Source organism: Streptomyces sp. NBC_00887, assembly GCF_045207585.1.
On record NZ_CP108788.1, the window covers coordinates 2,640,047 to 2,666,569 of the forward strand.

A 26,523-nucleotide genomic window follows, 5' to 3' on the forward strand; every position below is an offset into this window, starting at 1 on the left:
CAACGGGCGGCCCGGCCCCGTGAAGGGCGGGCGAACGCCGATGCGCCGTCAGGGCCGAACTGCGGCCCAGGGCCCAGGAGGTGCTGCCGCACCCGCCACCCGCGGATCAGGACACCGGGACGCAGGACGGGCACAGCCCGCGGTAGGTGACCGCGGCCTCGGACACCGCGAAGCCGAACCGCTCATCGACCGGGAGATCGGCCAGCGGATCGCCGGTCGGGTGAACATCCCGGACATCGCCGCATTTGGAGCACACCAGGTGCTGGTGCGGGCGGTGCGCGTTGGGGTCGAAGCGCTTGGCACGGCCGACGGTGGAGACCTCGATGACCTCGCCCAGGGCGACCAGCTCACCCAGGGCGTTGTACACGGTCGCTCGGGAGATCTCGGGCAGTCGCTGCACCGCACGCGCGTGCACCTCGTCGGCGGTGAGGTGCACGTGGTCGCCGTCGAGCACCTCCGCGACGACACGCCGCTGGGAGGTCATCCGCCAGCCACGTCCTCGCAGTCGCTCCAGCAGGTCACTCATATCGGTTCACCTATTCAGCCTTGGCGGGATACCCGACGTCCACCGGTGAGTGTCCGACCTCCGATTGAGTACGAGTCTGGTGTTCTTGTTGACCTGGACTCTATCCATCGTAGGATCAGTTCCGGCGATAGCCAAGGGACAGGAAGACTCCATTACGGCAGGAGGGCGACGTGAGGGGACCATCACCAGGGACCTGCGCGATGCTGTCCAGCGGATGACAACTGCCCGCGTCACGCCGCTCGAGACCCTCCGGGGCGGTGACCGCCTCGGAGTTGCCGGGGCGACCGCCTCCGGGGTGAGCGATCGCGTGGGCACCCCCGTTCAGATCCTGTGCCCCGACCGCTCCACCGCCCGCAGTTCCTGAGCAACGCGATCCGCCCAGTCCGGAAGGATTCCCATGTCCGAGAACCATGACGCAATCGTCACCGACGCGAAGGAAGAAGGCGGAGGTGGCTGCCCCGTCGCGCACGGGCGCGCCCCCCACCCGACTCAGGGCGGGGGAAACCGCCAGTGGTGGCCGGAGCGGCTCAATCTGAAGATCCTCGCCAAGAATCCCGCGGTGGCCAATCCCCTCGGCGAGGAGTTCGACTACGCCGAGGCGTTCAGGACCCTCGACCTCGCCGCCGTGAAGCAGGACATCGCGGACGTGCTGACGACCTCGCAGGACTGGTGGCCGGCCGACTTCGGCAACTACGGCCCGTTCATGATCCGGATGGCGTGGCACAGCGCCGGCACCTACCGGATCAGCGACGGCCGCGGCGGCGCCGGGGCCGGGCAGCAGCGCTTCGCCCCCCTCAACAGCTGGCCGGACAACGGGAACCTCGACAAGGCCCGTCGCCTGCTGTGGCCGGTCAAGAAGAAGTACGGCCAGAACCTCTCGTGGGCCGACCTCATGATCCTCACCGGCAACGTCGCCCTGGAGCAGATGGGCTTCGAGACCTTCGGATTCGGCGGCGGCCGCGCGGACGTCTGGGAGCCCGACGAGGACGTGTACTGGGGTCCCGAGACCACCTGGCTCGACGACGAGCGCTACACGGGCGACCGGGAGCTGGAGAACCCCCTCGGTGCGGTCCAGATGGGCCTCATCTACGTCAACCCCGAAGGCCCGAACGGCACCCCGGACCCGATCGCCGCGGCCCGCGACATCCGTGAGACGTTCCGCCGCATGGCGATGAACGACGAGGAGACGGTCGCCCTGATCGCGGGTGGCCACACCTTCGGCAAGACCCACGGCGCGGGCCCGGCGGAGAGCGTCGGCGACGACCCCGAGGCCGCCCCGATCGAGGCGCAGGGCCTCGGCTGGAGCAACTCCTTCGGCACCGGCAAGGGCGGGGACGCGATCACCAGCGGCCTCGAGGGCATCTGGACGAACACCCCGACCACGTGGGACAACAGCTTCTTCGAGATCCTGTTCGGGCACGACTGGGAGCTGTTCAAGAGCCCCGCAGGGGCGCACCAGTGGCGGCCGAAGGACGGCGCCGGGGCGGGCACGGTCCCCGACGCCCACGACCCGTCGAAGAGCCACGCGCCCACGATGCTCACGACGGACCTCTCGCTCCGCTTCGACCCGGCCTACGAGGTGATCTCGCGGCGCTTCCTGGCGAACCCCGACGAGTTCGCGGACGCCTTCGCTCGCGCGTGGTTCAAGCTGACCCACCGCGACATGGGCCCCGTCGTGCGCTACCTCGGCCCGGAGGTTCCGGCGGAGACGCTGGTGTGGCAGGACCCCCTGCCCGCCGTGACGCACCAGCTCGTCGACGCCGAGGGCATCGCTTCCCTCAAGGACCTGGTTCTCGCCTCGGACCTGACGGTGTCCGAGCTGGTCTCCACCGCGTGGGCTTCGGCCTCGTCCTTCCGCGGCAGCGACAAGCGCGGCGGCGCCAACGGCGCGCGCATCCGCCTCCAGCCGCAGAGCGGCTGGGCGGTCAACGAGCCCGACGGGCTGGCCACGGTGCTGCGCAAGCTGCAGGGGATCCAGGAGTCCTTCAACTCCGGCCGGACCGACGGCACGCAGATCTCGCTCGCCGACCTGATCGTGCTCGCCGGCGCCGCGGGCGTCGAGAAGGCGGCCGAGGACGCCGGTTTCGACGTCGAGGTCCCGTTCACACCGGGCCGTGTGGACGCGTCGCAGGAGCAGACCGACGTGGAGTCCTTCGCCGCGCTGGAGCCGACCGCCGACGGGTTCCGCAACTACCTCGGCAAGGGCAACCGGCTGCCGGCCGAGTACCTGCTGCTCGACCGGGCGAACCTGCTGACCCTGAGCGCCCCCGAACTGACGGTCCTCGTCGGTGGCCTCCGCGTCCTGGGTGCGAACCACCAGCAGTCCTCGCTCGGTGTCCTGACCGCGACCCCCGGTTCGCTGACCAACGACTTCTTCGTCAACCTGCTCGACCTGGGCACGACGTGGAAGGCGACGTCCGAGGACGCGAACACCTTCGAGGGCAGCGACGCCACCACGGGTGAGGTCAGGTGGACCGGCACCCGCGCCGACCTCGTCTTCGGATCGAACTCCGAGCTGCGCGCCGTCGCGGAGGTCTACGCGAGCGACGACGCGAAGGAGAAGTTCGTGACGGACTTCGTCGCGGCGTGGAACAAGGTCATGAACCTCGACCGGTTCGACCTCGTCTGATCCTGCTGTCCGGGCCGGCCGTCACCGGCCGGTCCGGACAGTACGTCCGCTCGCCTGCCCGGGCGTGCTGCACTGCGATCCCGGTGGGCAGCGAGTGATTGACGGAAGCATTTGGGCGATGTGACGATACGCCGATGCCTGGTCTGCACGCACGGATGGCTGTTCGCCGCGGTGACTTCACCGGCGCCGTCGTCGCCCGTTGCGCGGCGGAGGTGCCGTTCTACGGGGAACTGCCGCGCCGGACGCTCGAGGGTGAAGTGGCGCGGTCGATCACGGCGGTGCACGAGCTGCTGCGGTCGCTGCGTGGTGACGGCGTGATGGGCCCGCGTAGGGGCCGGGGGCACCGAAGTCACTGGCAGCAGTGATCGTCGGGGCGCCCGTTGAGGCGGATGCCGACGCTGCGCCCGCGCCGACCGATGCGGACAGGGCGAGGGTGAGGGCGGCCAACGGGACGAGCAGATTCCTTCTCCACAGCACGGCGACTCCTGACGTCAGGGTTCACCGAGTGATTCATCCGGATCACTTCGGTGTTTGACCGCATCCTGTGGGAGTCGTCGGCCACCGTCTCTGCGCAATCGCGGCAATCACCGACGTCTGGGTTTGTGCAACATGCCGAGAGTCACCGGCCCGGCGGTGGTGCCATGCTCAGCCGTCGTACGGAGGCTTCCTGGTCAGCCACCCATCGCCGTGGCGGTGAAGCGGTCGCCGCAGATGCGGAGTTGAGGGGTGCGCAGGGTGAGTGCCTCGGTGGAACCGGGCGGATAGACCCGCAGGTAGTCGGGCCGGTCCCAGCAGCCCGAGTCCTCGATTCCCTCATTCAGTGTGTGCAGGGTGACGCCCGCGGCCCGTCCGGGGCCGATCACCGTCCGGTCCCGCATTCCGCCCTCGCGCTCGGCCGGCACCCCGATCACGCTGCCGTCACGCCTGATCAGTGAGACACCGGGGAAGCCGCGCAGCGTGCATGAGGCCTGGGACCGGTTCTCGAACGAGAGCCGGTAGTAGATCTGCCCGGCTCCCGCGTCGGCACGGCCCAGACTCATGCCGAGGTCTTCGGCCCGGCAGCGCGGGGAACCCGACCGGGCCGCCGCGGGCTCCGAGCCGGCGGATTCGTCGGGCGCGACCGCAGCCGCGGCGGGGACGGAGGCATACGCATCGGAGGGGCGTTCCTTGCCGGGGGTGGCAGGGCTCGCGCCGGACGTGCCCGAGGTACCGGCGCAGCCGGCCGTCACGAGGGTGATCGAAACGATCGCAAGCGGGGCGAGGAGATGCCGACGGAGCGTACGAGCCCTCCGGTCCGTCCTCCGGCTCCAAGGCCGGAACACTCGCTCGGACGGCGACGGGGTGGTGCGCGCGTGTGAGCCCATACCTGTCGCCTGCTCAGTTTCGCGCGGTCCGAACCTGTCCGCACGAAAGACGCGGCCCCGTACCGGTGACGGGGTCCGGGCCCGTCAGCCGTTCGGTAGGTCCTTGCTGTAGCAGACGCTGAACGGGTCGGTGTCATAGGGCGGGTAGGGCGGTACCCGGTGCCAGCCCCGTCGTTCATAGAGCCCCATCGCCTCCGGCTGCAGTTTTCCGGTCTGTAGGAGCAGCCGGACCGCTCCGAACGCGCGGGCACCGGTCTCCACAGCGTCGAGCGCAGCCTTGGCCAGCCCGCGCCCTCGGTGCTCGTCGTGCACGTAGACGCGCTTGACCTCGTAGTGGCCCTTGCCGTGATGATGCAGCAGCCGCAGTGAGGCGGTCGCCAGCGGCCGGGCCCCCTCGTAGGCGATCCAGGTGGCGACGATCTCTTCGGCGGTCGGCGAGTCGGGTCGGCAGCCGGCGCGTTCGGCGTCGAAGGGCGCGTAACGGGGCCGCAGTTCGGCGTCCATCCGGTTGCGCAGGGCCACCGCGTCGGGGTGATCCCAGCCGGTGGCGGCCCACTGCACGGTGCCGTCGCGGGGAGCCGGTGCGCGGTCGGCCACGTCGGTCAGGGTGGCGTGGACGTCCAATGCGGTGCTCCTTGCGTCGGTATCGGCCGGTGCCGTCCGCGGACGGTGGCCGTGTCCAGCGGGGCCGTGCTTCCGGACGTGCACTCGCGCCCCTCGGGCCGGGCGCGAGTGTACGTCTCTGCGGCATACCGTCAGTCGGTGGCCCCGGTTTCCTGGCGTTCCACGCCGATGACCTGTCCCGTCCGATCTCTGGACCGGATCAGCACGGTGCCTGGGTTCGTCGACAGAGGGACGCGTCGGTACGCGCCAGATCCACGTGCAATCTGCGGTACAGGGCCGGGGCGGTCACCCGACCACGGTAGTCGGACCGGTTCGCCGCGGGCGAGGGAGCGTGGGCGCTCCGGGCCCGTGGGCAGCCCCGTTCGGGGGCCCGGACATCCCTTGGGTGCAGGTCCGACGGCATCGTTTCACTCGTATGAACATCGGCGGTCGCATCGGATCAACGCCTTTCGAACGGTCGGTGTGAAGGACGTTCTGGCCAACGAGGAGGCCCCACCGATCTACGGCGGTCCGAGAACACGGGCTCCGATGTCCAGTACCGCGTCGCGCGGCTGCGCCGAGTGGTGCGCGCAGTGTCGAGGAGTCGTGCACCCAATGGACAGGTCCGTCCGTCGCGGGCGCCTCAGGGCTGTCCCGCAAACATCTTGGCTCCGAGTGCGGAGCCTGAAGAGCTGGCGAGGTGCTCAGCCGGTGGTTCGTGAGGTGTCCAGGGACTGCGCGAAGTCGGCGAGCGTGTGGAAGTAGTTCTCCCGTAGGCCGATCCGCGGGTTGACGTGGTGGAGGCGCCCGGGCCCTTGGTGGTGGGCGGTCGCGTAGGTCTGATCCAGCTCGCTCTGCTCGTCGTCCACTCAGGCCCGCGGCGCACACGACGGCGGGCGAGGACCTTGCGAAGAACCAGGTGCTGCCGCGCAAGGCGGCCGGGGACGTCGACCTGGTCAACGGCAAGGTGGTGTGATCTCCATCGGCATGTCGAACACCACCCAGGAGTTCGAGAATCTCATCCAGACGGCAGGTGCGTATGAGAACCTGAACTTGAAGCTCGTCATCGTCAAGTTGCCGACGAAGGAGGCTGTACCCGTGCCACACATCGAGATTCCGGCTCCGGTGCCGGGAATCCGAGGTCTGATGGACAGCAAGCCCGCGTCGGGGCGGCGGCTCAGTGAGCTCGCCGAGCAGCTACTGCGGGGCGATTCCCCGCTCAGTGCGGGTGAGCGGGAGCTGATCGCTGCCTACGTGTCCTTCCGCAACCAGACCCGCTACTGCACGGGTTCGCACACCGCGGCTGCCGCGCACGCGCTGGGCGGGGACTACGAGTTGGTCGAGGCAGTCAAGCGCGATCCGGCGAGCGCGCCGATCAGCGAGCGGATGCGCGCCCTGCTGGCGATCGCCGGCAAGGTGCAGGGCGATGCCCGCGAGGTGAGCGAGAAGGACATCGAGGCGGCTAGGGCCGCCGGTGCGGACGACGAGGCGATCCACGACACGGTGTTGACCGCGGCGGCGTTTTGCATGTTCAACCGCTACGTGGACGGCCTGGCCGCGATCACGCCGGAGGATCCGGCGGAGTACGACGAGATCGGCGCGTTCCTGGCGACGAAGGGGTACCTGCCCCCGGCCGAGTGAGTGTGCTCGTACGCCGAAGGGCCGGGCGGGACCATGTGTCCCGACCCGGCCCTTCGGCGTACCCGGCTACTTCGTCAGGGGCGTCCGGTCGAGGGCGGGTACGGGGGGTACGGGGGGTACGGGGGGTACGGGGGGTACGGCGGTACGCGACAGGAGGATGGCTCCGGGCCAGGCGAGGAGGACGGCGGTCATGACGCCTCCGATGAACCAACCTGATGCGCCTCGGTCAGCGAGGTAGGTGGCCAGCACCGGTGCGACGCCGCCGAGAACCGCCGAGGTGACCGCGTTCGTCAGTCCCATGCCCAGAGCCCGGTTCTCCGCCGGGAAGAGGTCCGAAAGGATCGACGGGAGCGTCGTGGTCACGGACACCAGGTAGACGACGCCACTGCCGTAGGCGAGCAGGAGGCTCGTGAAGGTGCCTTGCACGGTCAGGAAGGTGTAGGAGCCGACGATCGCAAAGCCCGTGCTGGCTGCCAACAGGAAGCGGCGGGGTCCCACCTTGTCGGCGAGCAGGCCGATCGGGACGTTGAGGGCCATCATGACGGCGGTCGCGCAGACGACGACCCAGAACGTCACGCCCGGCTCGGCCAGACGCTGGCCCATGGCCGGGACCACCGAGGTCCAGGTACCGCCGACGGCGCCCATGCCGGCAATGAGCAGGACGGAGATCACGACTTGGCGCCGGTGGGCGCCCAGGACCCGACGGACCGAGCCGCGGGTGGCACGCCCGTCGGCCTCGCGCTGGAAGACCTCGGTCTCGGCCAGTTGACGGCGCATGAACAGGAGGATGGCGCCGAAGACGCCGCCGACGAGGAACGGCACCCGCCAGCCCCAGGCGGCCATGGCGTCCTGGCCAAGGACACCGGTGAGGCAGCCGCCGAGCAGTGAGGCGGTGAAGGCGCCGGCTGCGGTGGTCAGCGAGAAGAGGCTCCCGTAGAGGCATTTGCGCTTCGGCGGGGCGACCTCCATGAGGTACGCGGCCGCGGCCGGCCACTCGCCGCCTGCCGAGACTCCCTGTGCGATACGGGCCAGGAGCAGCACGATGGGGGCAAGGACGCCGATCGTCTCGTACGTGGGTGTGACGGCGATGAGGACGGAGCCGCCGGTCATGAGGCTGATGGCGAGCATCAGGGCGGGCTTGCGACCGCGCCGGTCGGCGAGGCGACCCAGCATGACGCCGCCGAGCGGGCGGACGAGGACTCCGATGCCGAGGACGGCGAACGCGCCGATCAGAGAGGTGACGGGGTTCGAGGACGGGAAGAAGTGCGCGGCCAGCAGGGGGGCGAAGAGCCCGTAACCCAACCAGTCGAACGATTCGACGAAGTTGCCGACGACCGTCGCGGTGACCGAGCGACGGTGCCCCTTCCTCTGCGACTGAGCGGGCATGGTCGCAGGCCCCCCTCAGACCGCGTGGGCGTAGCCGTGGGTGGTGATCCGGCGGCCCGCTTCCTCGTAGTAGCCGGGCTCGGTCGGCAGGGCGGTGGCGAGGCAGCTGACGTACCGGTTGTACATGCAGAAGGCTGCGGCAATCAGCACGGTGTCGTGGATGTGGTCGTCCGTGGCGCCTTCGGCGCGGGCGGCGGCGATCGTCTGGTCGGCGACGGGCGCGGCCTGGACCTGGACCTCGGCCGCCACCCGCAGCAGGGCGCGCAGCAGCGGGGACAGCGGCGCCGAGTCGACGTCGAGCTGGACGGCCTTGACGAGGTCGGCGCCGCCGTCGAGCTGGGCGGCGGCGGCCGCGCCGTGGGTGTCGGAGCAGAAGCGGGTGCGGTTGAGCTCCGAGACGTATGACGCGATCAGTTCACGCTCGCCGCGGGACAGCGGGGACGAGCCGCGCAGCAGGGTGTCGGCGACGGCGTTGAGCGCAGCGGCCGACTCGGGGTGGTCGGTCATCAGGCCTCTGATACCGGGCAGGTCGCTGGCCATCGTGATGTGCGGCATCGGGTGCGTCCTTTGCTAGTGGGTGGCTCGCGAGTCGGTGCCATCGTTAGCGGGCCAGCATGCTCCCGCCAACTCCTTGCGTGCTGAATCGGCGTCGCCGGGGTCAGCCCCGGCGGGCCTGCTTGCTGACGGTCTTCCGCTGACGGCGGAGCTCGACCAGGACGGAGGGACGCGGTGAGCCGGCCCGGCATCTCCGCCAGGCCCGGAGCGTCGAACCACACTGGCGTGCGCGGAGGGGCGGGGTCGCCACGGTGTGGGGCGGGCCCCGCCCCCTTGTGTCAGCGCAGTTCGACGGCCGTGTTGCGGGTGAGCGCCTGAGAGAATTCGCCCCGCGACAGCGCGGCGCCGTCGAGCTCGATGTCGTCGGCAAGGTAGCGGTCCACGCTGAGCGTGGGACGAGGGACCGCACCGCGTCGTACGTTGCCTGGGAGGCGGGGCTCAGGTTCTCGTAGCGGCTGACGATGTCCTGGTTGTCGCCGTTGGAGGGGACGGACTGGGTGCTGGCCGGGCCTATGGTGCGGTTCTCCGCGACCAGGGCGGTCGCGGGGTACTGGGCGCCCGCCTCGCAGCTCCCCCATGCCGGTTTCCTCCTACAGCCCCTGAAACGGTGCACCATGGCCTGGAGCGCCTCCGGCAGGCCGAGCTACGTTCTGCCGAGCAAGGCCCCCTCGCCTGCCCTGTCGGCGTGGAGTCGGGTGACGTGCGGTGATGTTCTTGCCTAGGATCCCGGGATGGCTGGGATGTCGATCATTGTGTGTGTGCCGGGTTCGGCGCTGGGGAGAGTGGATGAGGCGGTCTCGGAGGCGATGTCGCCCTTCGCGCGAGACGGCGTGGGGGCGGTTGAGCGGGATGTATGGGACAACTTCAGGATCTGCGGCGGGGTTGTGGGTCTGCCGGTGCTGGCCGGCCACGAGGACGACCCTCGGCTGATTGCCGGTCGTCCCCATGGGAACGGCACCCTCGAACCCGGTCTGCCTGGAATGTACGCGGGTGGGCCGAGAGGGCTGATCGACTTCGGTGATGCCCTCCGCGCGGAAGCCGCTGAGCACGCGGGCAGAGTCTGGGATCGATGGCGGGAGGTCACCTCATGCCATCCGGTGGCGGAGGACGAGTCGGTGTTCTACTACCGGCACCTTGAGGTGGCAGGGACGGGAGCCGCGTACGAGACGTCACAGGAGGCCGCCAACTACCGGGCGCAGCCAGCCCTCCATGCCTGGGCCGATGTCGCGCCGTCACTGGCCCGGCCCGACATCGCAGACCACTTCTCCTTCGGCTGGGACCCAGTCGCCATCGGTCAACAGAGCCGTGAGGAGTACGTCGAGAGGTATGAGTTCAGCCTCCTGCCTGTACGCAACGTGCTGACGCTGGGGGGATGGTGGTACGACCTGGACGAAGAGCCCCTGCACAGCGCGTGCCACAGCCATGCCGAGTGCGGCCACGACCCTGACGTTGCCGACGGCCACCTGGGTGTTCAGTCCTATCTCCTCGCACTGCCCGCCGACACGCTGCTCGTCAACGTGCGCTGCCACGTCTGACCCACACGCGCCCAGTGTGCGGGTACAGCGGAGGCACCGACGCCGGTGCCCAGTTGGCGGTCGCCACCGGGCGCGCAGCACGCCGTCGCTGTCGGGCGGAGCGGCCTGGAAGAGCGGGGGTGCTCCTCGACAAGGGGCAGCACGTAGGCCGCCCGCGTGCCCGCGGTTGGTGAGGTTGTCCCAGTGGTTCCGATCACCGTTCGGGGTGGTGCTCGCTGCCCTGTCTGCCGTCCCGCGGGGTTTCAGGCGGGGGCACCCATCTCGCCGCAGTGGAAGCAGGGATCGATGCAGTGGGGCTCAGCGTTCGTCAGCGTTCCTGTCACCAGCGCGTCGAGTTCACCGTGTGGGCACTGATCCACCGAGGGCTGAGCCGGCTGGGTGAAGCCGCTGTTGGGGGCTCGGGGGCGGTTCGGTAGGGGCGCTTGAGAGCGTCGGTGACGTACAGCACGGCTGCCCATTCGCCGGGCAGAGATGTTGTGCAGAACAGGCATCGCGCCGGAGACCTCCCGACGACCAAGGCGTGGTCGCGGCAGATGTGGCATTGCACGGTGACCTCAGCATGACGTTCCGGCTCGCGCTTGATCTCGTTCCTGCGCTCCTTCACAAAGGCCCGGATCCTGGTCAGCCCATAGCGGACTGAGTCCATACTGTCCTCGGCATCCCACCGTATCCGTCAGGTCGCCCCGCCCCATGCTCACCTCGATGATTCGGGCACGGCGGCCGTCACGGCAGCACGACACCTGTGTACTGGCCGTTCTCTGGCCTGGAGAGGAACACCCGGCGGGTTGGCAGCTCGATCTCCGCGACGACGACGGCAATCTCCTCTCCGACCGCGCAGTCTTCTGCCGGACTCGCCGCAGGGCGGCCGTCGATCTCTCGGAAGGGGACCAGCCCGAAGATGCCATCCCCGAGGTCGACGAGGATGCCGAGGGGAAGCACCTTCTCAACCGTCCCGCGAGTTCCTGGCCCACCACTGTGCGGTCAGCGAAAACCTGGAGGGGGTCGGGCTCGAGTGCCTTCAGAGACAGTCTGGCCTCAGCGTTGTAGGTGTCGGACCCAAGGAACTCGCACGAGACACGCTGCCCTACCTGGACAACATCGGTGGGAGCATCGGTGCGCCGCCAGGACAGTTCAGGGATGACGATGAAACCGACGCCGGGCAGTGTGGGATGGCCAGGCCCGTCGTCCAGGGCTACGAAGACCCCGAACCGTTCGATCGCCGTGACGGTGCCTGACAGGATGTCACCGCGGTGCAAGGACTCCAGGAACGCCCAGAGTTCCGGGCTCTCAGACTGCCGATTCACACCCGCCACCCTGGCACACCACGTTGTGTGCCAGCCATGTCCTGAAGCCGAAGCGACCGCCCACAATCCTGTCATGTCTCAGCGCCGGCATCTTGATCGCCCGGACAAGTCCCCGCAGCTGTACAGACATCGCGCACCCCAGGAGCGCTGCCCGGCGTGCGTGGGCGGTCGACCCGCGGTGCCCGGTCAGGGCGGGCCGGGAGCGAAGGACAGCATGCGGGCTTCGCGTCGGTCGTCGTCGCCGCTCACGCCCGCCGACGTGAGGACGACCCGTCCACCGGCATAGGCCAGCCGCCCGCCGGCCATCTCGTACTCCTGCGCCGTGGTCGATGCGGGGTGGCGCAGCACCACCTTCTCCGTACCTGCGGCACCCGGGCCCATCAGGAAGGTCCGGCCGGGGCGGCTCGGTGTGGCCGACTCGTAGACGAGCACCGCCTTGCCCTTCTCCGCACGCAGGGGGTGCAAGGAGCGCAGCTCGTTGTTCTTGACCCCCCAGAGGAACTTCCCGGTGGCCAGGTCGTACAAGCCGATCCTGTCGTTGCCGCCCAGAATGATGTGGCCGTCACCGACCGCGGTGCCGCGGCAGGGCTGGATGTCGCCGCCGCTTCCGTCCCCGGCGCATCGCTCGAGACCCTTGCCCCGTGGGTCGATGGTGGTGCCGGGCTTACCTCCCGGGCCCAGGGCCACGACCCGCCAGTCGTTGATGTGGTCCACGGCGTTCTCCGTGGTGAAGACGAGCGGATCGACGGAGATCATGCTTCCGACCTTCCATCCGGTCTTGGTCCGGTGGCGCCACAGGACCTTGCCGCTGAGCGGGTCGATCTCACGGAGCTGGCTGTGGTTCTTGCTCTGGTCGACGTCGATCGCGCAGTCGGATTTCACCAGGAGCCGGGAACCGCCCGCCACGTCGTCGGGGAAGCACTTCCCCGGGTCCTCCCAGGGGATGTCGAACAACTCGGTACCGTCGTCGACCCGATAGGCGGTCGCCTTCATGCTCCGGGCGATCGCGAAAGTACCGGCGCTGATGGCGCTGTGCACGATGAACGTGTTGTCCCCGTCACCGGTCTCGGGGAGCTCCTTGTGCCATCCCGGCTTCCCGGTCTTCAGATCGATCATCTGCAGTTGGTTGCACCGGTTGTTCCTCCCGGAGTCGCCCCTCTTGTGGTAGACGAGCACGACCTTGCCGTCGGGCGTGGGGTTGGCCGGTGTCTCGCAGACTGGAGCGGGCAACGGCACGCTCCATACCTCGGCGCCGTCCGAGAGACGGTAGGCCGCGACCTTTCTGTGCAGGGCCTGGACGACGGTGTCGCCGACGATCCACAGGTCGTAGAGCTTTTGGCGCCCTCTGGGAAGATCGGTCTTGTCGTCGACGATCCACGTCGCCGCGTCCCCCGGCTTCCGTGCGGCATTGATCTCCTCCGTGGTCGGGATGTGCTTCGCCTGCGGGGTGCTGTCCGCTGGGGAACTGGGCGGGGCCGTCTGCGCGGAGGGGACGGAGGATTCCTTCGTCACGGGGGTGGCGGACCCGTCCTTTCCCCGGTCGCCGAGGGCGTACACCCCTCCTCCCACGGCCACGAGCAGGAGCGCGACGGCGGCGGCGATGACCGGTGGTCCGCCGAAGCGCCGCCGACGCGGTGGCGGTCCGGGCGGTGGCCCGAAGCCTTCCGAGGCATACGGGTTACCGGGAACGGGCTGCTGCGGCGAGCCCGGTGTGTACCAGGGCTGCGGCGGGTTGGGCATGGGTCTTCCCCCTGAGACGTGCCACTCGGCCAGGAAACCACTTCTCGGGCTCAGGCTCGGGAGACGCCGGGCCGAGGTCTGCTCCGTCGTCTCACGAGACCGCCCGCGAAGATCACTGGTATGGACGCGCCTCGCGCCGATGCGGTTCTCCCGCAACGGGAAGGGACCGCACGGTCGCTGAGAAGCCGTCAACCACCCTCGATGAGCTTGTTCGCATCTACCAGGACCTGCCAGGTCTGCCGATGGCCTTGAGAGTCTCCGGGCGTTTGACGGTCTTGCCGACGTCGTAGCGGGTGCCCGGCGTTTGTTCTTGGAGCCAGGTGGCATGACACCGGAGTCCCCACCCGTCCCGCAGGCCCGCCTGGATCTGCTGCAGGGCCCGGGTGAAGACACCAGCGATGGCTCAGCGGCGGAAGCGGATCATTCGAGGACGGACCCTGGGAGCTGGGCCGGCACAGTTGCTGGTCCAGGAGGGTGGTGATGGCCTGGTGGGTGTCTCGGCTGCCGTCGCTGGTGCCGTACACCACGGCGGTACGGGTCCCGTGAACGTCGGCCTTCAAGACCACAACCGGGTCTTGAAGGCCGACGTCACGCACAGGCCCGAATTGACCAACAGCATCCCTCTCGGACTCCGGGCCCTCTGCCGACCTGTGTACAGCCGGTCAGTGGCTGTCCTGTGGTTCAGGTCCTCACTTGAGGGCGTAGGCCCGGGTGATGGTCTGGACGGTGCGGCTGCCCGCGGAGTCCCAGGCCTCGGTCTTGAGGGTCACGAAACCGTTGGTGTCCGCCAGCTTGGGGTGCCACAGGAGTGCCTGGAAGGAGTTGTCGTCCTTGCGCAGCATCGCGGCGGACTTCCAGGTGGCGCCGTCGTCGTAGGAGACGGAGACCTTGGCACCTGCCATCTTGGTGGAGCCGGCCCAGCCCTTGGGACGCCCCCCGTCCACGGTGAAGGTGTACGGCAGGCCGGCCCGTGCCTGGTTGAGCACGTTCAGCGGCAGGTCGTAGTCGAGCAGGACCACGGGCATGGACTCACAGACCTTGGGCGCGGGAATGAACAGCGTGTCGCAGCCCTCGACGGCCATGGTGGTCGGTGCCGCCTGGCTGAAGTTCCACTCGGTCCGTATCTCGCGGCCCAGGTTGATGCCCGGGACGTCCGTGGCCAGCTTCTGGTCGAGGACGTACCGGTAGTCCGCCTTCTCCTGCGACAACTGGCCGAAGCCGGTGATCGGCTGCCCGTCGCGGTAGAAGCTCCAGGTGGCGGTCTGGCCTGTCATGGTGTGGTTGGGATCGTTGTCACCGCTGTTGCCGGGCAGTTTCTGCCAGATGTCGCTGCGGCAGAACGCACACGGTCCGAACTCGTACTGGGACAGGCGCACCGGCCCGGCGAACCAGCTCCGGGTGTAGGACTTGCCCGGGGTGCTGAAGGTGGCGCGCAGGTCGCCCATCCGCCAGGCATTGGACTTGAAATTGGCAGTCGTGAACGACTGGTACGACACCCCGGTACCTGCGAGGAAGTAGTCGTCGCGGGTGGTGCCCTGGTAGAGCGGCTGGCCGACGGAGCCGGCGGTCGCCTGCAGCGGGCCCCAGACGTTCATGTACTCGGCGCCCAGGCGCCGGGCGCCGTCGGAGTGGAACGTGTTGGTGACCTTGGCGAAGTCCTTGACGTCGACGGTCTTGGCCAGGTCGGCGGGGATCCGGTCGTCGGTGAAGTGCGGGTTGTAGGTGTAGCCCGATTCCAGGACGCCCTTCAGGGCGATCCGGACCTTGTCCTTGGCCAGCAAAGCCTTGAGGGTTGCGGCGTTGTCGTACGTGGCGTGGGCGACCGGGACGGTCTGTCCGGCGGGGACGCCGCTTCCGCTCGGCCCGGGGTTTGCAGGGGCCACAATCACCGCGACGGCTCCGGCAGCCGTGGCCCTGGCGGCCTGGTCGTCGGCCTTGGTGACGTCGGCCACGGAGACCAGGACGGTCTTGCCCTTGACGTCGGCACCGGCGAAGTCCTGCTCGGTGCCTGCACCCAGGTCGACCAGTTCGGTGCGCTTGGTGCCCTCGAAGCGCTTCGCGTACACCGAGGACTTCAGCGGGATGGTCACGTGCCCGGGGCCCGTCACCTCCAGTTGGACCAGCGGTTCGCGCCGGGCCAGGGCGGTCTCCAGGCGCAGCGCGCCGGTGGTGGCGGCGGTACTGGGGATGGCGCCTTGCCTGAGGTCGGCGAGGTTGAGCAGGTTGGCGACACCGTTGAAGCTGGAGTAGCCGCCGGCGGTGCCGGGGTCACGGACGATGAACGCGGAGACCTGGCCGCTCTCCAGCCGCCGCTTCTCACCCTTGATCTTCACGCTGAGGTCGGTGGCCGTGGTGCCGTCGACGGTGAAGGTCTGGTCCCGGTCACTCACCTCGATATCGGGCACGGCGAACAGGTCGGCCGCGTAGGAGACCGCGCCGCCGGTGGGAGCCGCCGAGTAGACCGAGCCGTTGATGGAGTACTTGCCGAGCGGCACCGACAGGGTGGCGGTGCCGTTGGCGTACAGGGTCTGGTCGTACCAGAAGGTGTTGTCCACCCCGTGCAGGGTGAACCTGACCGCACTGGGGGTTTTCCCGAAGCGGTCCGTGACCTTCAGCGTGACCTCGTGCTGCTCGACGGAGGTGACGAAGCCGAGTGCGGCGTGCACCGCCTCACCGGTGGCGGTGGTGGCGGTGACGGATCCGCTGTACTTGCTGGTCTTCAGCCCGTTCGGGTCGAGGGTGACGGTGACCTCCGCGGTGGAGCCGGCCGGGACGGTGACCCGGCCGTCGGACAGGCCCGCTCCCGCGAGGGCCAGCGTGCCGGCGGGAACCTCGGCGCCGCTCGCGTCCTTGACCGCTGCGGCCAGGGTCACGACGGTGTCGCTCGTGGCGTTGTTGCGGAGCGTGAGAGTACGGGTCCGCTTCTCGTACGTGCCCTTCTGCCACGGGATCACACGGAAGTCGGCCGTGCCGGACAGCTCCAGTGACGGGTCGAGCGCGGCGGGGATGTCGACCCGCCCGTAACCCTGCTGGTAGACGGTCTGCTCGGGCGCCGACCTGGCGTGCGCGGTCAGGACCTCCTTGATGCGCTGCCCGGTCCAGTCGGGGTGGTGCTGCTTGAGGATCGCTGCGGCACCGGCCACGTGGGGGGTGGCCATCGAGGTGCCGTTGGCCGAGGTGTAGTTGGCGTCCACGGGGGTGCCCATGGTGGTGCCGGCCGCGCGGGCGGCGACGATGCCCACACCCGGGGCGGTGATCTCCGGCTTCATCGCCATGTCGCCGAGGCGCGGGCCGCGGCTGGAGAAGTCGGCGAGCGCGTCGGACTTGTCGACGGCCCCGACCGTGAGGGCCGCGTCGGCCGCACCGGGGGTGCCGAGCGTCGACTCGCCCTTCCTGCCGTCGTTGCCCGCAGCGATGACGAACAGGCTGTTTGAGGAGGCGCTGAGCGAGTTGACCGCCCTCGTCATGACGTCCTCGCCGGGGGCGTCGGTGCCGCCGAGGCTCATGCTGATGACGTCGGCGCCCTGCGCGACCGCCCACTCCATGCCGGCCAGGATGCCGGAGTCCAGGCCCTGCCCGCTGTTGCTGAGCACCTTGCCGATCAGCAGGTCGGCGCCCGGGGCCACGCCCTTGTTCGCGCCGCCCGAGTTGGCGCCGCTGCCCGCGACGGTGGCCGCGACGTGGGTGCCGTGGCCGTGGCCGTCCTGGACCGTCTGGCCGTCGACGAAGCTCTGGCTGGCAACGATGTCAGACGTGATGTCGGCGTTGTTCAGGTCGGCGCCGGTGTCCAGGACGGCGACCTTCACGCCCTTGCCGTCGTAGCCCTTGGCCCACGCCTCCGGGGCACCGATCTGCGGCACACTCTTGTCCAGCAGGACCTTCGCCTGGCCGTCGTACCAGAGCTTGGCCACACCGGCGGTGCCGGGAACGACACTGCTCTCGCCGCTACGGGTGACCGAGGTGGTGGGCTTGACCGCCCGCCAGAAGCCCTTGGCGCCGTCCTTGTCGACATGGACGGCGGACAGGCCCAGCTTCGGCAGGACACGCCGGGTGTCACTGGCCGGCAGGTCCTCTGCCTTCTGCTTCAGGACGGCGGCTGCAGGCGCGCCCTTGAAGTCGACGATGGCCGGGACCTCGCCGGTCTTCGCGTCGCCGTAGCCGTCCCGGATCATCCGGCTGATGTTGAACAGTTCGCGGTCCACCGTGTCCGAGGCGATCGCGGCCGTCGTGTCGTCCGGGTAGACGTACAGGTCACCGTTCTGCCCACTGACGGTCTCGAACGTCTTGGACGTCCCGGCCGCAGACAGGATGTTGACCGCCTGCCGGCCGTCCGCCTCGGTGGTCAGGGCCACCGTGTCACCGGTGATCAGGGTCAGAGTCGACGTGGTCGCCGACTTCCTCTCGGTCGTGGGCTGCACGAGCGAGCCGCTCTGCGGGGTCGCCGCAGCAGCTGCTACCGGTAGCTGACTCGTGAGTGACAGGGCGACCGCCACTGCCACTCCGCCGACGGCAGCGGTTCGCAGCCGTCTTTCGCGGAATACGTACATCGGGTTCCTTTCGCACGCTCAACAGGCAGGCGCGCCAAAGAAAGCGATCCGGGAACAGCATGAAGGTGATCAGCCGAACGTCCGTACGATGTCGCGCCGCCCGGAACCTAACCGGCGGGTCACCGGCGGATCCAGGGGTGCCGTGGCGCATCTGCGCCACATGGCGCTTTGTTGCCACGGGTGTCGCGCGGCTGCCCGGACGCCGGGGACCGTCCGTTGCTCCGTACGTCAGTCGACGCGGACGTGGGCCACGGCCCACGACGTGTGGTCGAAGGACGTGCTGTCGTCGGCGTTCCGCACCACCAGGCGGAGCAGCCTCACTCCGGTGACGTCCACGTCGACGGGGCGTGGACCGCCTGCGGCTGTGAGCAGGCCGCTTTCGTAGAGCCGCACGCCGTCGCCCCAGACTTCGGCGCTCGTCCCGCCGACCGCGCTCTGCCGGGCGGAGAAGTCGTCGATTCCCACGACCGAGGTGAGCCGGGAGGCGTTCCCGCCGAGGTGGTAGACGATCTCCGAGTGGGCGTGGACGCCGAGGCCCTTGGTGTAGGTGACTCCGCCGAAACTGATCGGAGTGCCGTCGCCTGCCGGCTTCTTGCCGTTGCTGGTGTCGCGCTCGACCGGTCCCCAGCCGTTGGTCGCCGCGACCCAGGGGATGTCACTGAGGTAGGTGTCGGTGGTGGGTGCCGGTGGCGGTGTGGCGATGGCGCGCAGGGATTCGTAGCGGACCTGGTGCCGCCCGTGACGGGCGGTGGCCTCGGCCCGCAGTGACCAGGTTCCGGCCGGGGTCCCCTCGACCGGCGGGGTGATCGCCCAGGTGGTCTCCAGGGCCGCGCCCGGGGCGAGGTCGTCCTCAGGCCGGCCGGGGACGGGCTCGACCCGCCAGCCGTCGGGAACCGTGAGCCTGAGCCGGGGGCGCGTCCAGGCGCGGGCGGAGGCGTTGGTGAATATCGCGGTAGCCCTGAACACCTCACCGGGGAAGGCGAGTTCGGGGGCGGTGAGCCGCACGCCGAATCCTTCGCGGTGGTAGGCGTCCGCCCAGGACGCCCGGAGCAGGGCGGTGAGTTCCGCCGAGACCTCGGGGTTGCCGGCGTGCACGTCCGTGGTCTCGCCCGGGTCGGCTTCCAGGTCGTAGAGCTCGAACTGCCACTGCTCGTCGGGGACGCCCCGGTCCCGTGCGGGCGCGAATCGGACGGCCTTCCACCGGTCGCGGCGCACCGCTTCGGCGAGGACGTTGATGCGGCCCTTGTCGACCGACTTGGCCCGCGCGGTCGAGCCGGGGTCGTTGCGGTACCAGTAGAGGTGGTCGTGCAGCGGCGTGGCGCCGGGCCCGGGGGTGAGCAGGGCGGCTGCCGAAAGTCCGTCGACGTCGCGCGGTGCCGGGGCGTCGGCGAGTTCGGCAAGGGTCGGGAGCACGTCGATCAGCGGGGTGACGCGGTCCGTGACGGCCGGACCGACGGTGCCGGGCCACCATGCGATGAGCGGGACCCGTACGCCTCCCTCGTAGAGGTTGCGCTTGTAGCCCTTGAACGGCCCGTTGGCGTCGAAGAGGTCCGGGTCGACACCACCCTCCTCGTGGGGGCCGTTGTCACTGGTCACGAGCACCAGGGTGTGCCGGTCGATCCCGAGGCGCCGCAACGTGCCCACGACCGAGCCCGCGAGTGAGTCCAGCCGGGTCACCTGCGTCGCGTGGCCCTTGTCGGACGCGCCCCACGGCCGGTCTGCGTACTCGCCGGTGTCCGGGATGTCGCTCGGCGCGTGCGGAAGGTTCGGGGTCAGGTACAGCAGGAACGGTTCGTCCGCGTGTTCGGTGATGAACGCGTCGGCGCGCCGCTCGATCAGGTCCGTGACGTACGTGCCTTTGTTGCCGCCCGCGTTCTCCGGCAGCTCGACCCGCTCGCCGTTGTGCCAGAGGTGGTCGGGAAAGTACTCGTGGGCGTGCCCGTGGGTGATGTATCCGTAGAACTCCTCGAAGCCGCGCCGGTTGGGGTGGCTGGGCTGATCGGCCTCCTCCGGCCCGAAGCCCCACTTGCCGATGCAGGCCGTGCGGTAACCGCGCGCCCGCAGCACCTCGGCGAAGGTCGTGTCGTCGTCCCCGAGCGAGCCCTGCGGACCGCCGAAGGGGTTCTGCCGTACCGGCGCGTGGCCTCCGTGCAGGCCGGTCAGCAGCGAGGCCCGCGACGGCGCGCAGACCGCGGCCGCGGAGTATGCCTGGGTGAACCGGGTCCCCTCTGCGGCCAGTTGGTCCAGACGCGGGGTGTGGATCAGTTGCTGGCCGTACGCTCCGAGGTCGCCATAGCCGAGGTCGTCGGCCAGGAGCACCACCATGTTCGGACGTCTGCCGCCCGGGTGGCCGGCGGCTGCTGCCGGGGCGGCGGACAGAGCAGCCATGCCGAGGGCGGCTGCCGATCCGGCGAGGAACTGTCGGCGGCTGGGCACGTAGGACTTCCTTCTGTATGGGGTGGGCGTGGGTGAGCGAGGGGTCCGGTCGGCCCCGGTGCCACTCCGCCCCGCGGCTGGTCCGGTGCGGGGCGGAGTGCGCCCGTGGGGCGGGGATTGCTCGCGTGATGCGGCGGACTGTCGACGCGGGTGTGTTTACCGGGCCGCGGGGCCGGTGAGCACCACCGGCATCTCCTCGCCGGGTTCGACGACCAGAGTTTCGTTCCGGTGGTGGGAGGTGTGGCCGTTGGCGTAGACGTCGCCGGAGACGGTGAAGGACAGCGGGTCGTGGCCGTCGCGGAGGGTCGCCAGGGGGGCGTCGAGCTTGTCGAGCCAGCGGATCAGCTTGTGTCCCAGACGGTGGACGACCTGAGGTTCCCGCGCGGCCCGGTTGTCGCTCTCGCCGATGTCGGCGACCAGGTCGTACAGCTCCCAGGTGCGGTCCTCGTAGTTGTACAGCAGCTTCCAGCGGCCGGACCGGATCACCGACTGCGGGTGCTGGTCGCGGGAGGCGTCGATGAGGTAGCCGGGGAGGTGCCAGTAGAGAGCGTCACGGTCGAGCTCCTTCGAGGCGTCGGCGAACAGGCCGCTCAGGTCGACGCCGTCGAGAGGCTGGCCTGCGGGCGTCCTGGCGCCCGCGAGGGAGGCGAAGGTGGTGTGGAGGTCCGCGCTGTACACGGGGGTGTGGTTGACGGTGTTGCCGTCCACCAGTGCGGGGTTGGCACTCCAGGCGATGAGCGGCACGCGCAGCCCGCCTTCGCGCAGCTCGCCCTTTTCCCCGCGAAGCGGCCCGTTGTCGGTGAACTGGCCGACCCCGCCGTTGTCCCCGGTGAAGACGACGACGGTGTTGTCGGCCAGTTCGTGGCCCGGGCGACGTGGGTCGGCGGTGGTCTCCAGGTGCTCGATCACGCGGGCCACGCTCTGGTCGAGTCCTTCGACCAGGGCGCCGTAGGCGGGGTTGGAGGGACCCGTTCCCGGCGCCTTCGCCCGGTACTTGGCGAGAAGGTCCGCGCGTGCCTGTTTGGCTCCGACCGGTGTGTGGACGGCATAGGTACTCAGGAACGCGAGGAACGGATCGTCCTTGTTGCGGTCCACGAAGTCGATCGTGGCGTCCGCCAGCGCGTCCGATACGTGCTTGTCGGTGCCGACGAGGGCATCGAGGGCGGCAGGGTCGGTGGTGTGTGTGTAGGGCTTGATGTTGTCGTCGACGTACTGCTGGGTGTAGTCGGCGGCGAAGGCGTCCAGCTCCGGGCCTATCTGCGAGACGAACGTGCCGTTCTGCGCGTGGTATGCGCCGGGAGCGCCGGCGTGCGTACCGCCGATGTTCTCGTCGAAGCCGTGCACCGCGGTGATGTCGGACGGCGTCGCCGCCACGTGGAACTTGCCGAGGTATCCCGTGGTGTAGCCGGCGCCCTGCAGCCGCTCGCCGACCGTGACCGCCTCCGCGGGCAGTGCGACGTCCTCGTCGGGCAGCCCCTGTGGGGGCCCGACCAGGAGGGTGTCGTCACCACCGCGGTTGAGGTCGTCGACCAGGTAGATGTTGTTGGTGGGCCGCGGGGCGTACAGCCCGGTGAGCAGGGCGGCCCGCGTGGGCGCGCAGTTCGGGGACGCGTACGCGTTGTCGAACGCCACCCCCTCCCGGGCGATCCGCTCCAGGGTCGGCGTCTCGTAGAAGTCGTTCGCGTTGCCCTGATTGGTCAGCGGACTGCTGAGGTCCGTCCACCCGAAGTCGTCGCCCAGCACGAAGACGATGTTCGGACGCGCGACGTCGGGACGGGCGGGTCCGGCCGCCCTCTCCTCGGCGGCGGACGGAACGCCGACGGATGTGAGGGCGAGTACCGTCGGGAGCGCGAGCAGGCCCAGTCGCCTGAGCTGTCTGTTTCTCACGGAGTTTCCTTCTGCTTGGTCCGGGTGGGACGGGGGGGTACGTGCGGGTGTCAGCCGGCGTCGTTGGCGCAGCGGAAACCGATGTTCGCCGCGGCCGAGTCGGCGGTGTTGCTGGACCGTGCCGCAACCCGGTAGCGGTAGCAGTACGAGTCGTGGCACAGGTAGGAGCCGCCCCGCATGACGCGTGGAGCGGACCGGCTCGTGTCGTGCCAGGGACCACGCGGGTCGTGCACGGGTGCCTGACCGGCCCGTGCCGCGTAGGCGTCGGCCGCGAAGGTGTCGCCGCACCACTCCCAGACGTTGCCGACCATGTTCCACAGACCGAAGCCGTTGGGGCGGAAGGACTTCACCGGCGCGGTAGCGACATGGCCGTCCTCGGCGGTGTTGTGGGTGGGGAAGGTGCCTTGCCAGATGTTGCACATCCACCGGCCGCGCGGGGTGAGCTCGTCGCCCCACGGGAATCGGCCGGCCGCCAGCCCACCGCGCGAGGCGTACTCCCACTCGGCCTCCGTGGGCAGCCGCTTTCCCGCCCACCCGCAGTACGCCTGCGCATCGTTCCAACTCACCTGGACCACCGGGTGGTTCGGCCGGTCCCCGATGGACGACAGCGGGCCGTGCGGGTGGCGCCAGGAGGCCCCCCGCACGATCAGCCACCACGGTGTGGCCGGCGCGCGCCCGAGAACGTCGTCCTTGTCGGCTCGCACCGTCAGGTGGAACACCGCGGAGACGCCGAGGCGTTCGGCGTCGGTGACGTACGCGGTGTCCTTGACGAAGGCGGCGAACGCTGCGTTGGTGACCGTGGTCGCGTCGATCAGGAACTGGTCCAGCCGTACGTCGTGGACCGGCCCTTCCCCGTCGGCGGGGTAGCCCTCACCGTGGGCGTCGCCCATCGCGAACGTCCCCCCGGGAAGGCGCACCTGCCCGCGGGTGCCGCGGTCGGCCGCTGCGGGACGGAACGGCCCTGGGGGCCCCAGCGTGATGGCGCCGATCAGCGTGCCGTCGCCGGCCGGGGAGGCACAGCAGGATGCGCGGCTCTCGGCCGAAGGGGTGCAGCAGCTCACGCGTCAGCTCTCCCGTACGGCGCCGGCCAGCAGTCGCTCGACCTTGCGGACGAGCGCCGGGTGTTGAGCGGCGAGGTCGTCGCGCTCGCCGACGTCCTGGTTCAGGTGGTACAGCTCGACGGGGCGGTTCTCCAGGCGCACGCCCTTCCAGTTACCGAAACGCACCGCCTGGTCCTTGCCCTCCTGCTCCCAGTAGAGGTACTCGTGCTCCGGCTGCTCGCCACCGGTCAGCGCGGGGACGAAGGACACACCGTCGAGTCCGGGCGGTGTCCGCGCGCCGGCGGCCTCGGCGAACGTCGGGAGGAAGTCCCAGACCGCCACCGGGTCGTGCACCTCGGATCCGGGTGCTATCCCACCGGCGGCCCGCAGGCTCTCCGGCAGCCGGACGATCAGCGGCACCCGGATGCCTCCCTCGTACACGGTGAACTTGATGTCCCGCAGAGGGCCGTTGCTGTCGAAGAACTCCGGGTCGTGCGGCAGGGTGCTGCCCACGTGCTCGAAGTTCTTCCCCGCCTTGTGCGGCCCGTTGTCGCTGGTTACCAGGACCAGGGTGTCGTCCTGCAGGCCGAGTTCGTCGAGCCGGGACAGGACACGGCCGATCTCGGCGTCGACGCGGGTGATCTGCGCGGCGTGGTTGCGCTCGCCCTGGGGCCAGTCCTCGTCGCTGTACGGCGCGTCGCTCGGGATCTCGTTCGGGGCGTGCGGGGTGGTGTAGCCCAGATAGAGGAAGAACGGATCATTCCGGCTGCGGTCGATGAAATCGAGCGCCTCCTGGGTGAACAGGTCGGTTGCGTAGGTGATGTCGGCGGTCTTGTTCTCCGGGTAGCGCACCTTCTCGCTGTTGCGCCACAGGTACGTCGGCCAGTAGTCGTGCGCGTGGGTCTGATTGATGTAGCCGAAGAACTGGTCGAAGCCCTGCCGGTTGGGGTGGCTCGGGTTGTCGCCGGTGTCGGGTCCCAGTCCCCACTTGCCGATGTGCCCCGTGGTGTAGCCGGCGTCGCGGAGCACTTCGCCCACGGTGACGTCCTCGGCCCGCAGGCCTTCGCCGGCGTCACCGTTGGACTTGACCGGTGCGTGACCGGTGTGCAGACCGGTCAGCAACGACGCGCGCGTGGGGGCGCAGGACGGTGTCGCGTACGCCTCGGTGAAACGCGCCCCCTCTGCTGCGAGGCCGTCCAACACCGGCGTGGGGATCACCTGCTGACCGTAGGATCCCAGCTCGCCCCGTCCGAGGTCGTCGAGCAGGATCAGCAGGATGTTCGGCGCTCGGCGGCTCTGCCCGGTGATCGCATCGGCGGCGGCAGCACTCGGCCACGACGATGCCGCGGCCAGCCCGGTCAGCACCGTCGCGGCCATGCCGCCGAGCAGGGACCGTCTGGAGACATCGGTCTGGTTCGTTGTACTCATGGGGGTTCCGCCTTTCAGCGGCAGACCACGGCAGACATGTCATGGTCGCGACAAGTATGGGCGATGGGAGTATCCGGGCAACCTGTTGCCTATATGGCAGCAGCCCAGTCGGGCTGACACGCCCGACGGCCAGCGCCGGCAGATCGGGCGTGGGAGCGATTCCGAGGGGAGGAATGTGTTCGCGGGTCCCGCAGAGGAACGTCAGCGCCGAAGCCGACTCAACGACAGATCTCGTCGAAGTGGTCGGCGCGACGCGTGAGAAGGAAGGGGTCGCGTGGCGCAGGGTGGCCGGACCGGGCTGGCAGCATGTTCAATATTCGATCATGTGAGTGAAAGAGTCTCCATGGAACGGCGGTACGTGAAACGTGAATGACACACCGCTGACGCAATCGCGGTCCGGTCGGTACCGATGAGGTCGGCTCAGCATGCGGCCCGACCCGTCTGCGTCGTGAAAGAGCGGGCCCCGCAAAAGGTCCTCGACCGCGAAGACGCGGCCGAGGCCACCCGGCAAGACCCTCAATTTACGCAGCCCTATCCGCTGCCGACGGTTCCCGGAGCTGCGGTGATGCGGAAAGCCCCTCAGCTGTAGCATGCGCGTCATGACGCTCGGGGCGGGGACAGAACACGACTTCTGGGCGCGCAAGTTGCTCGTGGAAGCAGGGGTGGATCCGAACGATCTGCGGCTGGACGTGCAGGAGCACGTGGACCGTGGAGTCGCGCTCGCCGTGGGCGGGTTCGACTCGGAGAGTCTCGCCCTGGTCCAGGGCGCGGTCTCCATCGCCTCGGACGTCCTGCGGCGATGGCGTACGCCCCGGCCGGAGTTGGTGGCCGGCCTGGTGCGATGCCTGGAGTCCCGCCATTCCCATGCCAGGGGCGACGCGGCGATGGTGCTGGCGGGGCTTGTGTCGGCGGACTCCACGCAGGACATCACCGCGGCCGTTCCCGCACTGGTCGTAGCCGCCAACGATCCCTACGACCGGGTTGCCGGACCGGCTGCGCTGGCTCTCGCACGCCTGGACCATCCGGGGGTTCTGGACCCGGTACTCCGGTGGCTGGCGTCAGGCCAGGTCCCGTTCTTCCAGGTGACTTCACTCGGGCAGGTTCTGCAGCCGCTGGTGGGATGTGCCGACGAGTTGCACCCCGGTATCCGTCGCATGCTCGTCGACTCGGCCGACCGGGAGGGACTGCGGCCGGTGCTCACGGCACTGGCCGGATGGGGTCCCGCCGCGAGCGGGACTGTTCCAGAACTCGTTTCGGTACTCGCCACCCGCAACGTCCGATGGGCCTGCGACGTGCTCGGCAGTATCGGCCCGGCGGCGGCGCCTGCGGCGGACACCCTCGACAGCTTCGTCCATGGCATCACGCAGCCACCGCGCCACGACGGCAGCCCTCTGTCGTCGAACAGCACACGAAGATGGCACGGCGCGCAGAACGCGGCGTGGGCTCGTTGGCGAATCACTGGTGATTCAAAGATCTTCCTGGCCTTCCTGGAGGACGCGGCATCCCGGGGCTTGGGGAATGCCGACCTCGGCCGCTTGGCGGAGTTGGGCCCGCAGGCGACACGATGCGCGGCCGCGGTCCGGCCGCTCCTGGAGTCCCCCGGCCCGTGGACACGTGTCCAGGCCGCCCATGCCTGGTGGCGGATCACCGGCGACACGGACGCCGCTGTCCCGGTACTCCTGGCGGCGCTGGAGCCTCTGAGGTCGGGTGATGCCGACGAGCCCTGCCGCGCGGCGGTCCGGTACATCGCCCGGATCGGTGCCCCGGCCCTCGCCGCAGCCCCCCTGCTCGAAGCGACACTGTCGTCCGTCCGATGCTTCCCGGCAGACGTCTACCCTGCGGCCCGCGCGGCACTGGCCGCCTTCGGCGACGGCCTCCGACGTCAACAGACCGTTTCCTGAA

At 69.6% G+C, this 26,523-nt stretch carries 17 protein-coding genes and 3 pseudogenes; 5 read left to right on the forward strand and 15 right to left on the reverse strand.

The window, feature by feature from the left end; genetic code table 11:
• Window positions 1-106: 106 nt before the first annotated feature.
• Window positions 107-526, reverse strand: coding sequence for a Fur family transcriptional regulator (locus OG844_RS12125; RefSeq protein WP_406389896.1), 420 nt, complete (start codon window positions 524-526; stop codon window positions 107-109).
• Between the two features lie 397 nt (window positions 527-923).
• On the opposite strand from OG844_RS12125, the gene katG reads away from it, so the two are divergent.
• A complete protein-coding gene (katG, locus tag OG844_RS12130) occupies window positions 924-3,155 on the forward strand; it encodes a catalase/peroxidase HPI (RefSeq protein ID WP_406389897.1) in 2,232 nt (743 codons plus the stop codon).
• Window positions 3,156-3,289: 134 nt separating this feature from the next.
• Window positions 3,290-3,520, forward strand: coding sequence for a hypothetical protein (locus tag OG844_RS12135; RefSeq protein ID WP_406389898.1), 231 nt, complete (start codon window positions 3,290-3,292; stop codon window positions 3,518-3,520).
• 306 nt (window positions 3,521-3,826) lie between these two features.
• Here OG844_RS12135 and OG844_RS12140 read toward each other — a convergent pair whose 3' ends face one another.
• The 3 genes and pseudogenes from OG844_RS12140 to OG844_RS12150 form a co-directional block, all read right to left on the reverse strand.
• Window positions 3,827-4,384, reverse strand: coding sequence for a DUF4232 domain-containing protein (locus OG844_RS12140; RefSeq protein ID WP_406389899.1), 558 nt, complete (start codon window positions 4,382-4,384; stop codon window positions 3,827-3,829).
• A gap of 219 nt (window positions 4,385-4,603) precedes the next feature.
• Entirely contained in the window at window positions 4,604-5,143 is a 540-nt protein-coding gene (locus tag OG844_RS12145; RefSeq protein WP_406389900.1) for a GNAT family N-acetyltransferase, read from the reverse strand.
• Between the two features lie 683 nt (window positions 5,144-5,826).
• Window positions 5,827-5,991 (reverse strand): annotated as a pseudogene (locus tag OG844_RS12150) (hypothetical protein); the annotation flags it as partial.
• Between the two features lie 229 nt (window positions 5,992-6,220).
• Between OG844_RS12150 and OG844_RS12155 the strand changes: the two are divergent.
• The gene (locus tag OG844_RS12155) at window positions 6,221-6,763 is read left to right on the forward strand and encodes a carboxymuconolactone decarboxylase family protein (RefSeq protein ID WP_406396092.1); all 543 of its coding nucleotides are present in this window, start codon (window positions 6,221-6,223) and stop codon (window positions 6,761-6,763) included.
• A 66-nt stretch (window positions 6,764-6,829) separates the two neighbouring features.
• Here OG844_RS12155 and OG844_RS12160 read toward each other — a convergent pair whose 3' ends face one another.
• From OG844_RS12160 to OG844_RS12170, 3 genes and pseudogenes are all read right to left on the reverse strand, one after another.
• Complete coding sequence (locus OG844_RS12160) at window positions 6,830-8,149, reverse strand: MFS transporter (protein ID WP_406389901.1); 1,320 nt, start codon at window positions 8,147-8,149, stop codon at window positions 6,830-6,832.
• Window positions 8,150-8,164: 15 nt separating this feature from the next.
• The gene (locus tag OG844_RS12165; RefSeq protein ID WP_406389902.1) at window positions 8,165-8,704 is read right to left on the reverse strand and encodes a carboxymuconolactone decarboxylase family protein; all 540 of its coding nucleotides are present in this window, start codon (window positions 8,702-8,704) and stop codon (window positions 8,165-8,167) included.
• Window positions 8,705-8,982: 278 nt separating this feature from the next.
• Window positions 8,983-9,344 (reverse strand): annotated as a pseudogene (locus OG844_RS12170) (tyrosine 2,3-aminomutase); the annotation flags it as partial.
• A 91-nt stretch (window positions 9,345-9,435) separates the two neighbouring features.
• On the opposite strand from OG844_RS12170, the gene OG844_RS12175 reads away from it, so the two are divergent.
• On the forward strand, window positions 9,436-10,239 hold the full coding sequence (locus OG844_RS12175) for a hypothetical protein (protein ID WP_406389903.1): 804 nt from the start codon (window positions 9,436-9,438) through the stop codon (window positions 10,237-10,239).
• A 723-nt stretch (window positions 10,240-10,962) separates the two neighbouring features.
• Here the strand turns inward: OG844_RS12175 and OG844_RS12180 are convergent.
• From OG844_RS12180 to OG844_RS12215, 8 genes and pseudogenes are all read right to left on the reverse strand, one after another.
• Complete coding sequence (locus tag OG844_RS12180) at window positions 10,963-11,178, reverse strand: S1 RNA-binding domain-containing protein (RefSeq protein ID WP_406389904.1); 216 nt, start codon at window positions 11,176-11,178, stop codon at window positions 10,963-10,965.
• Window positions 11,179-11,315: 137 nt separating this feature from the next.
• A pseudogene (locus OG844_RS12185) lies at window positions 11,316-11,618 on the reverse strand (S1 RNA-binding domain-containing protein); the annotation flags it as partial.
• A 111-nt stretch (window positions 11,619-11,729) separates the two neighbouring features.
• Entirely contained in the window at window positions 11,730-13,283 is a 1,554-nt protein-coding gene (locus tag OG844_RS12190; RefSeq protein ID WP_406389905.1) for a PQQ-binding-like beta-propeller repeat protein, read from the reverse strand.
• A 689-nt stretch (window positions 13,284-13,972) separates the two neighbouring features.
• Window positions 13,973-17,830 (reverse strand): S8 family peptidase, encoded by a 3,858-nt coding sequence (locus tag OG844_RS12195; RefSeq protein ID WP_406389906.1) that lies wholly within the window; start codon window positions 17,828-17,830, stop codon window positions 13,973-13,975.
• A gap of 228 nt (window positions 17,831-18,058) precedes the next feature.
• Window positions 18,059-20,266, reverse strand: coding sequence for a sulfatase-like hydrolase/transferase (locus OG844_RS12200; protein ID WP_406389907.1), 2,208 nt, complete (start codon window positions 20,264-20,266; stop codon window positions 18,059-18,061).
• 156 nt (window positions 20,267-20,422) lie between these two features.
• Window positions 20,423-22,153: a sulfatase gene (locus OG844_RS12205; protein ID WP_406389908.1), complete on the reverse strand. Its 1,731-nt coding sequence runs from the start codon at window positions 22,151-22,153 to the stop codon at window positions 20,423-20,425.
• Window positions 22,154-22,203: 50 nt separating this feature from the next.
• Window positions 22,204-23,214 carry a formylglycine-generating enzyme family protein gene (locus OG844_RS12210; protein ID WP_406389909.1) on the reverse strand — a complete coding sequence of 337 codons (1,011 nt, stop codon included), beginning with the start codon at window positions 23,212-23,214 and terminating at the stop codon, window positions 22,204-22,206.
• 3 nt (window positions 23,215-23,217) lie between these two features.
• A complete protein-coding gene (locus OG844_RS12215) occupies window positions 23,218-24,621 on the reverse strand; it encodes an arylsulfatase (protein ID WP_406389910.1) in 1,404 nt (467 codons plus the stop codon).
• A 599-nt stretch (window positions 24,622-25,220) separates the two neighbouring features.
• Here OG844_RS12215 and OG844_RS12220 point away from each other — a divergent pair.
• Window positions 25,221-26,522 (forward strand): hypothetical protein, encoded by a 1,302-nt coding sequence (locus OG844_RS12220; protein WP_406389911.1) that lies wholly within the window; start codon window positions 25,221-25,223, stop codon window positions 26,520-26,522.
• Window position 26,523: the final 1 nt, after the last annotated feature.

Excerpts from the sequence above, each read along its gene's own strand:
- OG844_RS12125 (WP_406389896.1), bottom strand. The coding sequence starts at position 526 with ATGAGTGACCTGCTGGAGCGACTGCGAGGACGTGGCTGGCGGATGACC.
- katG (WP_406389897.1), top strand. The coding sequence starts at position 924 with ATGTCCGAGAACCATGACGCAATCGTCACCGACGCGAAGGAAGAAGGC.
- OG844_RS12135 (WP_406389898.1), top strand. The coding sequence starts at position 3,290 with ATGCCTGGTCTGCACGCACGGATGGCTGTTCGCCGCGGTGACTTCACC.
- OG844_RS12160 (WP_406389901.1), bottom strand. The coding sequence starts at position 8,149 with ATGCCCGCTCAGTCGCAGAGGAAGGGGCACCGTCGCTCGGTCACCGCG.
- OG844_RS12165 (WP_406389902.1), bottom strand. The coding sequence starts at position 8,704 with ATGCCGCACATCACGATGGCCAGCGACCTGCCCGGTATCAGAGGCCTG.
- OG844_RS12175 (WP_406389903.1), top strand. The coding sequence starts at position 9,436 with ATGGCTGGGATGTCGATCATTGTGTGTGTGCCGGGTTCGGCGCTGGGG.
- OG844_RS12190 (WP_406389905.1), bottom strand. The coding sequence starts at position 13,283 with ATGCCCAACCCGCCGCAGCCCTGGTACACACCGGGCTCGCCGCAGCAG.
- OG844_RS12195 (WP_406389906.1), bottom strand. The coding sequence starts at position 17,830 with ATGTACGTATTCCGCGAAAGACGGCTGCGAACCGCTGCCGTCGGCGGA.
- OG844_RS12215 (WP_406389910.1), bottom strand. The coding sequence starts at position 24,621 with ATGAGTACAACGAACCAGACCGATGTCTCCAGACGGTCCCTGCTCGGC.
- OG844_RS12220 (WP_406389911.1), top strand. The coding sequence starts at position 25,221 with ATGACGCTCGGGGCGGGGACAGAACACGACTTCTGGGCGCGCAAGTTG.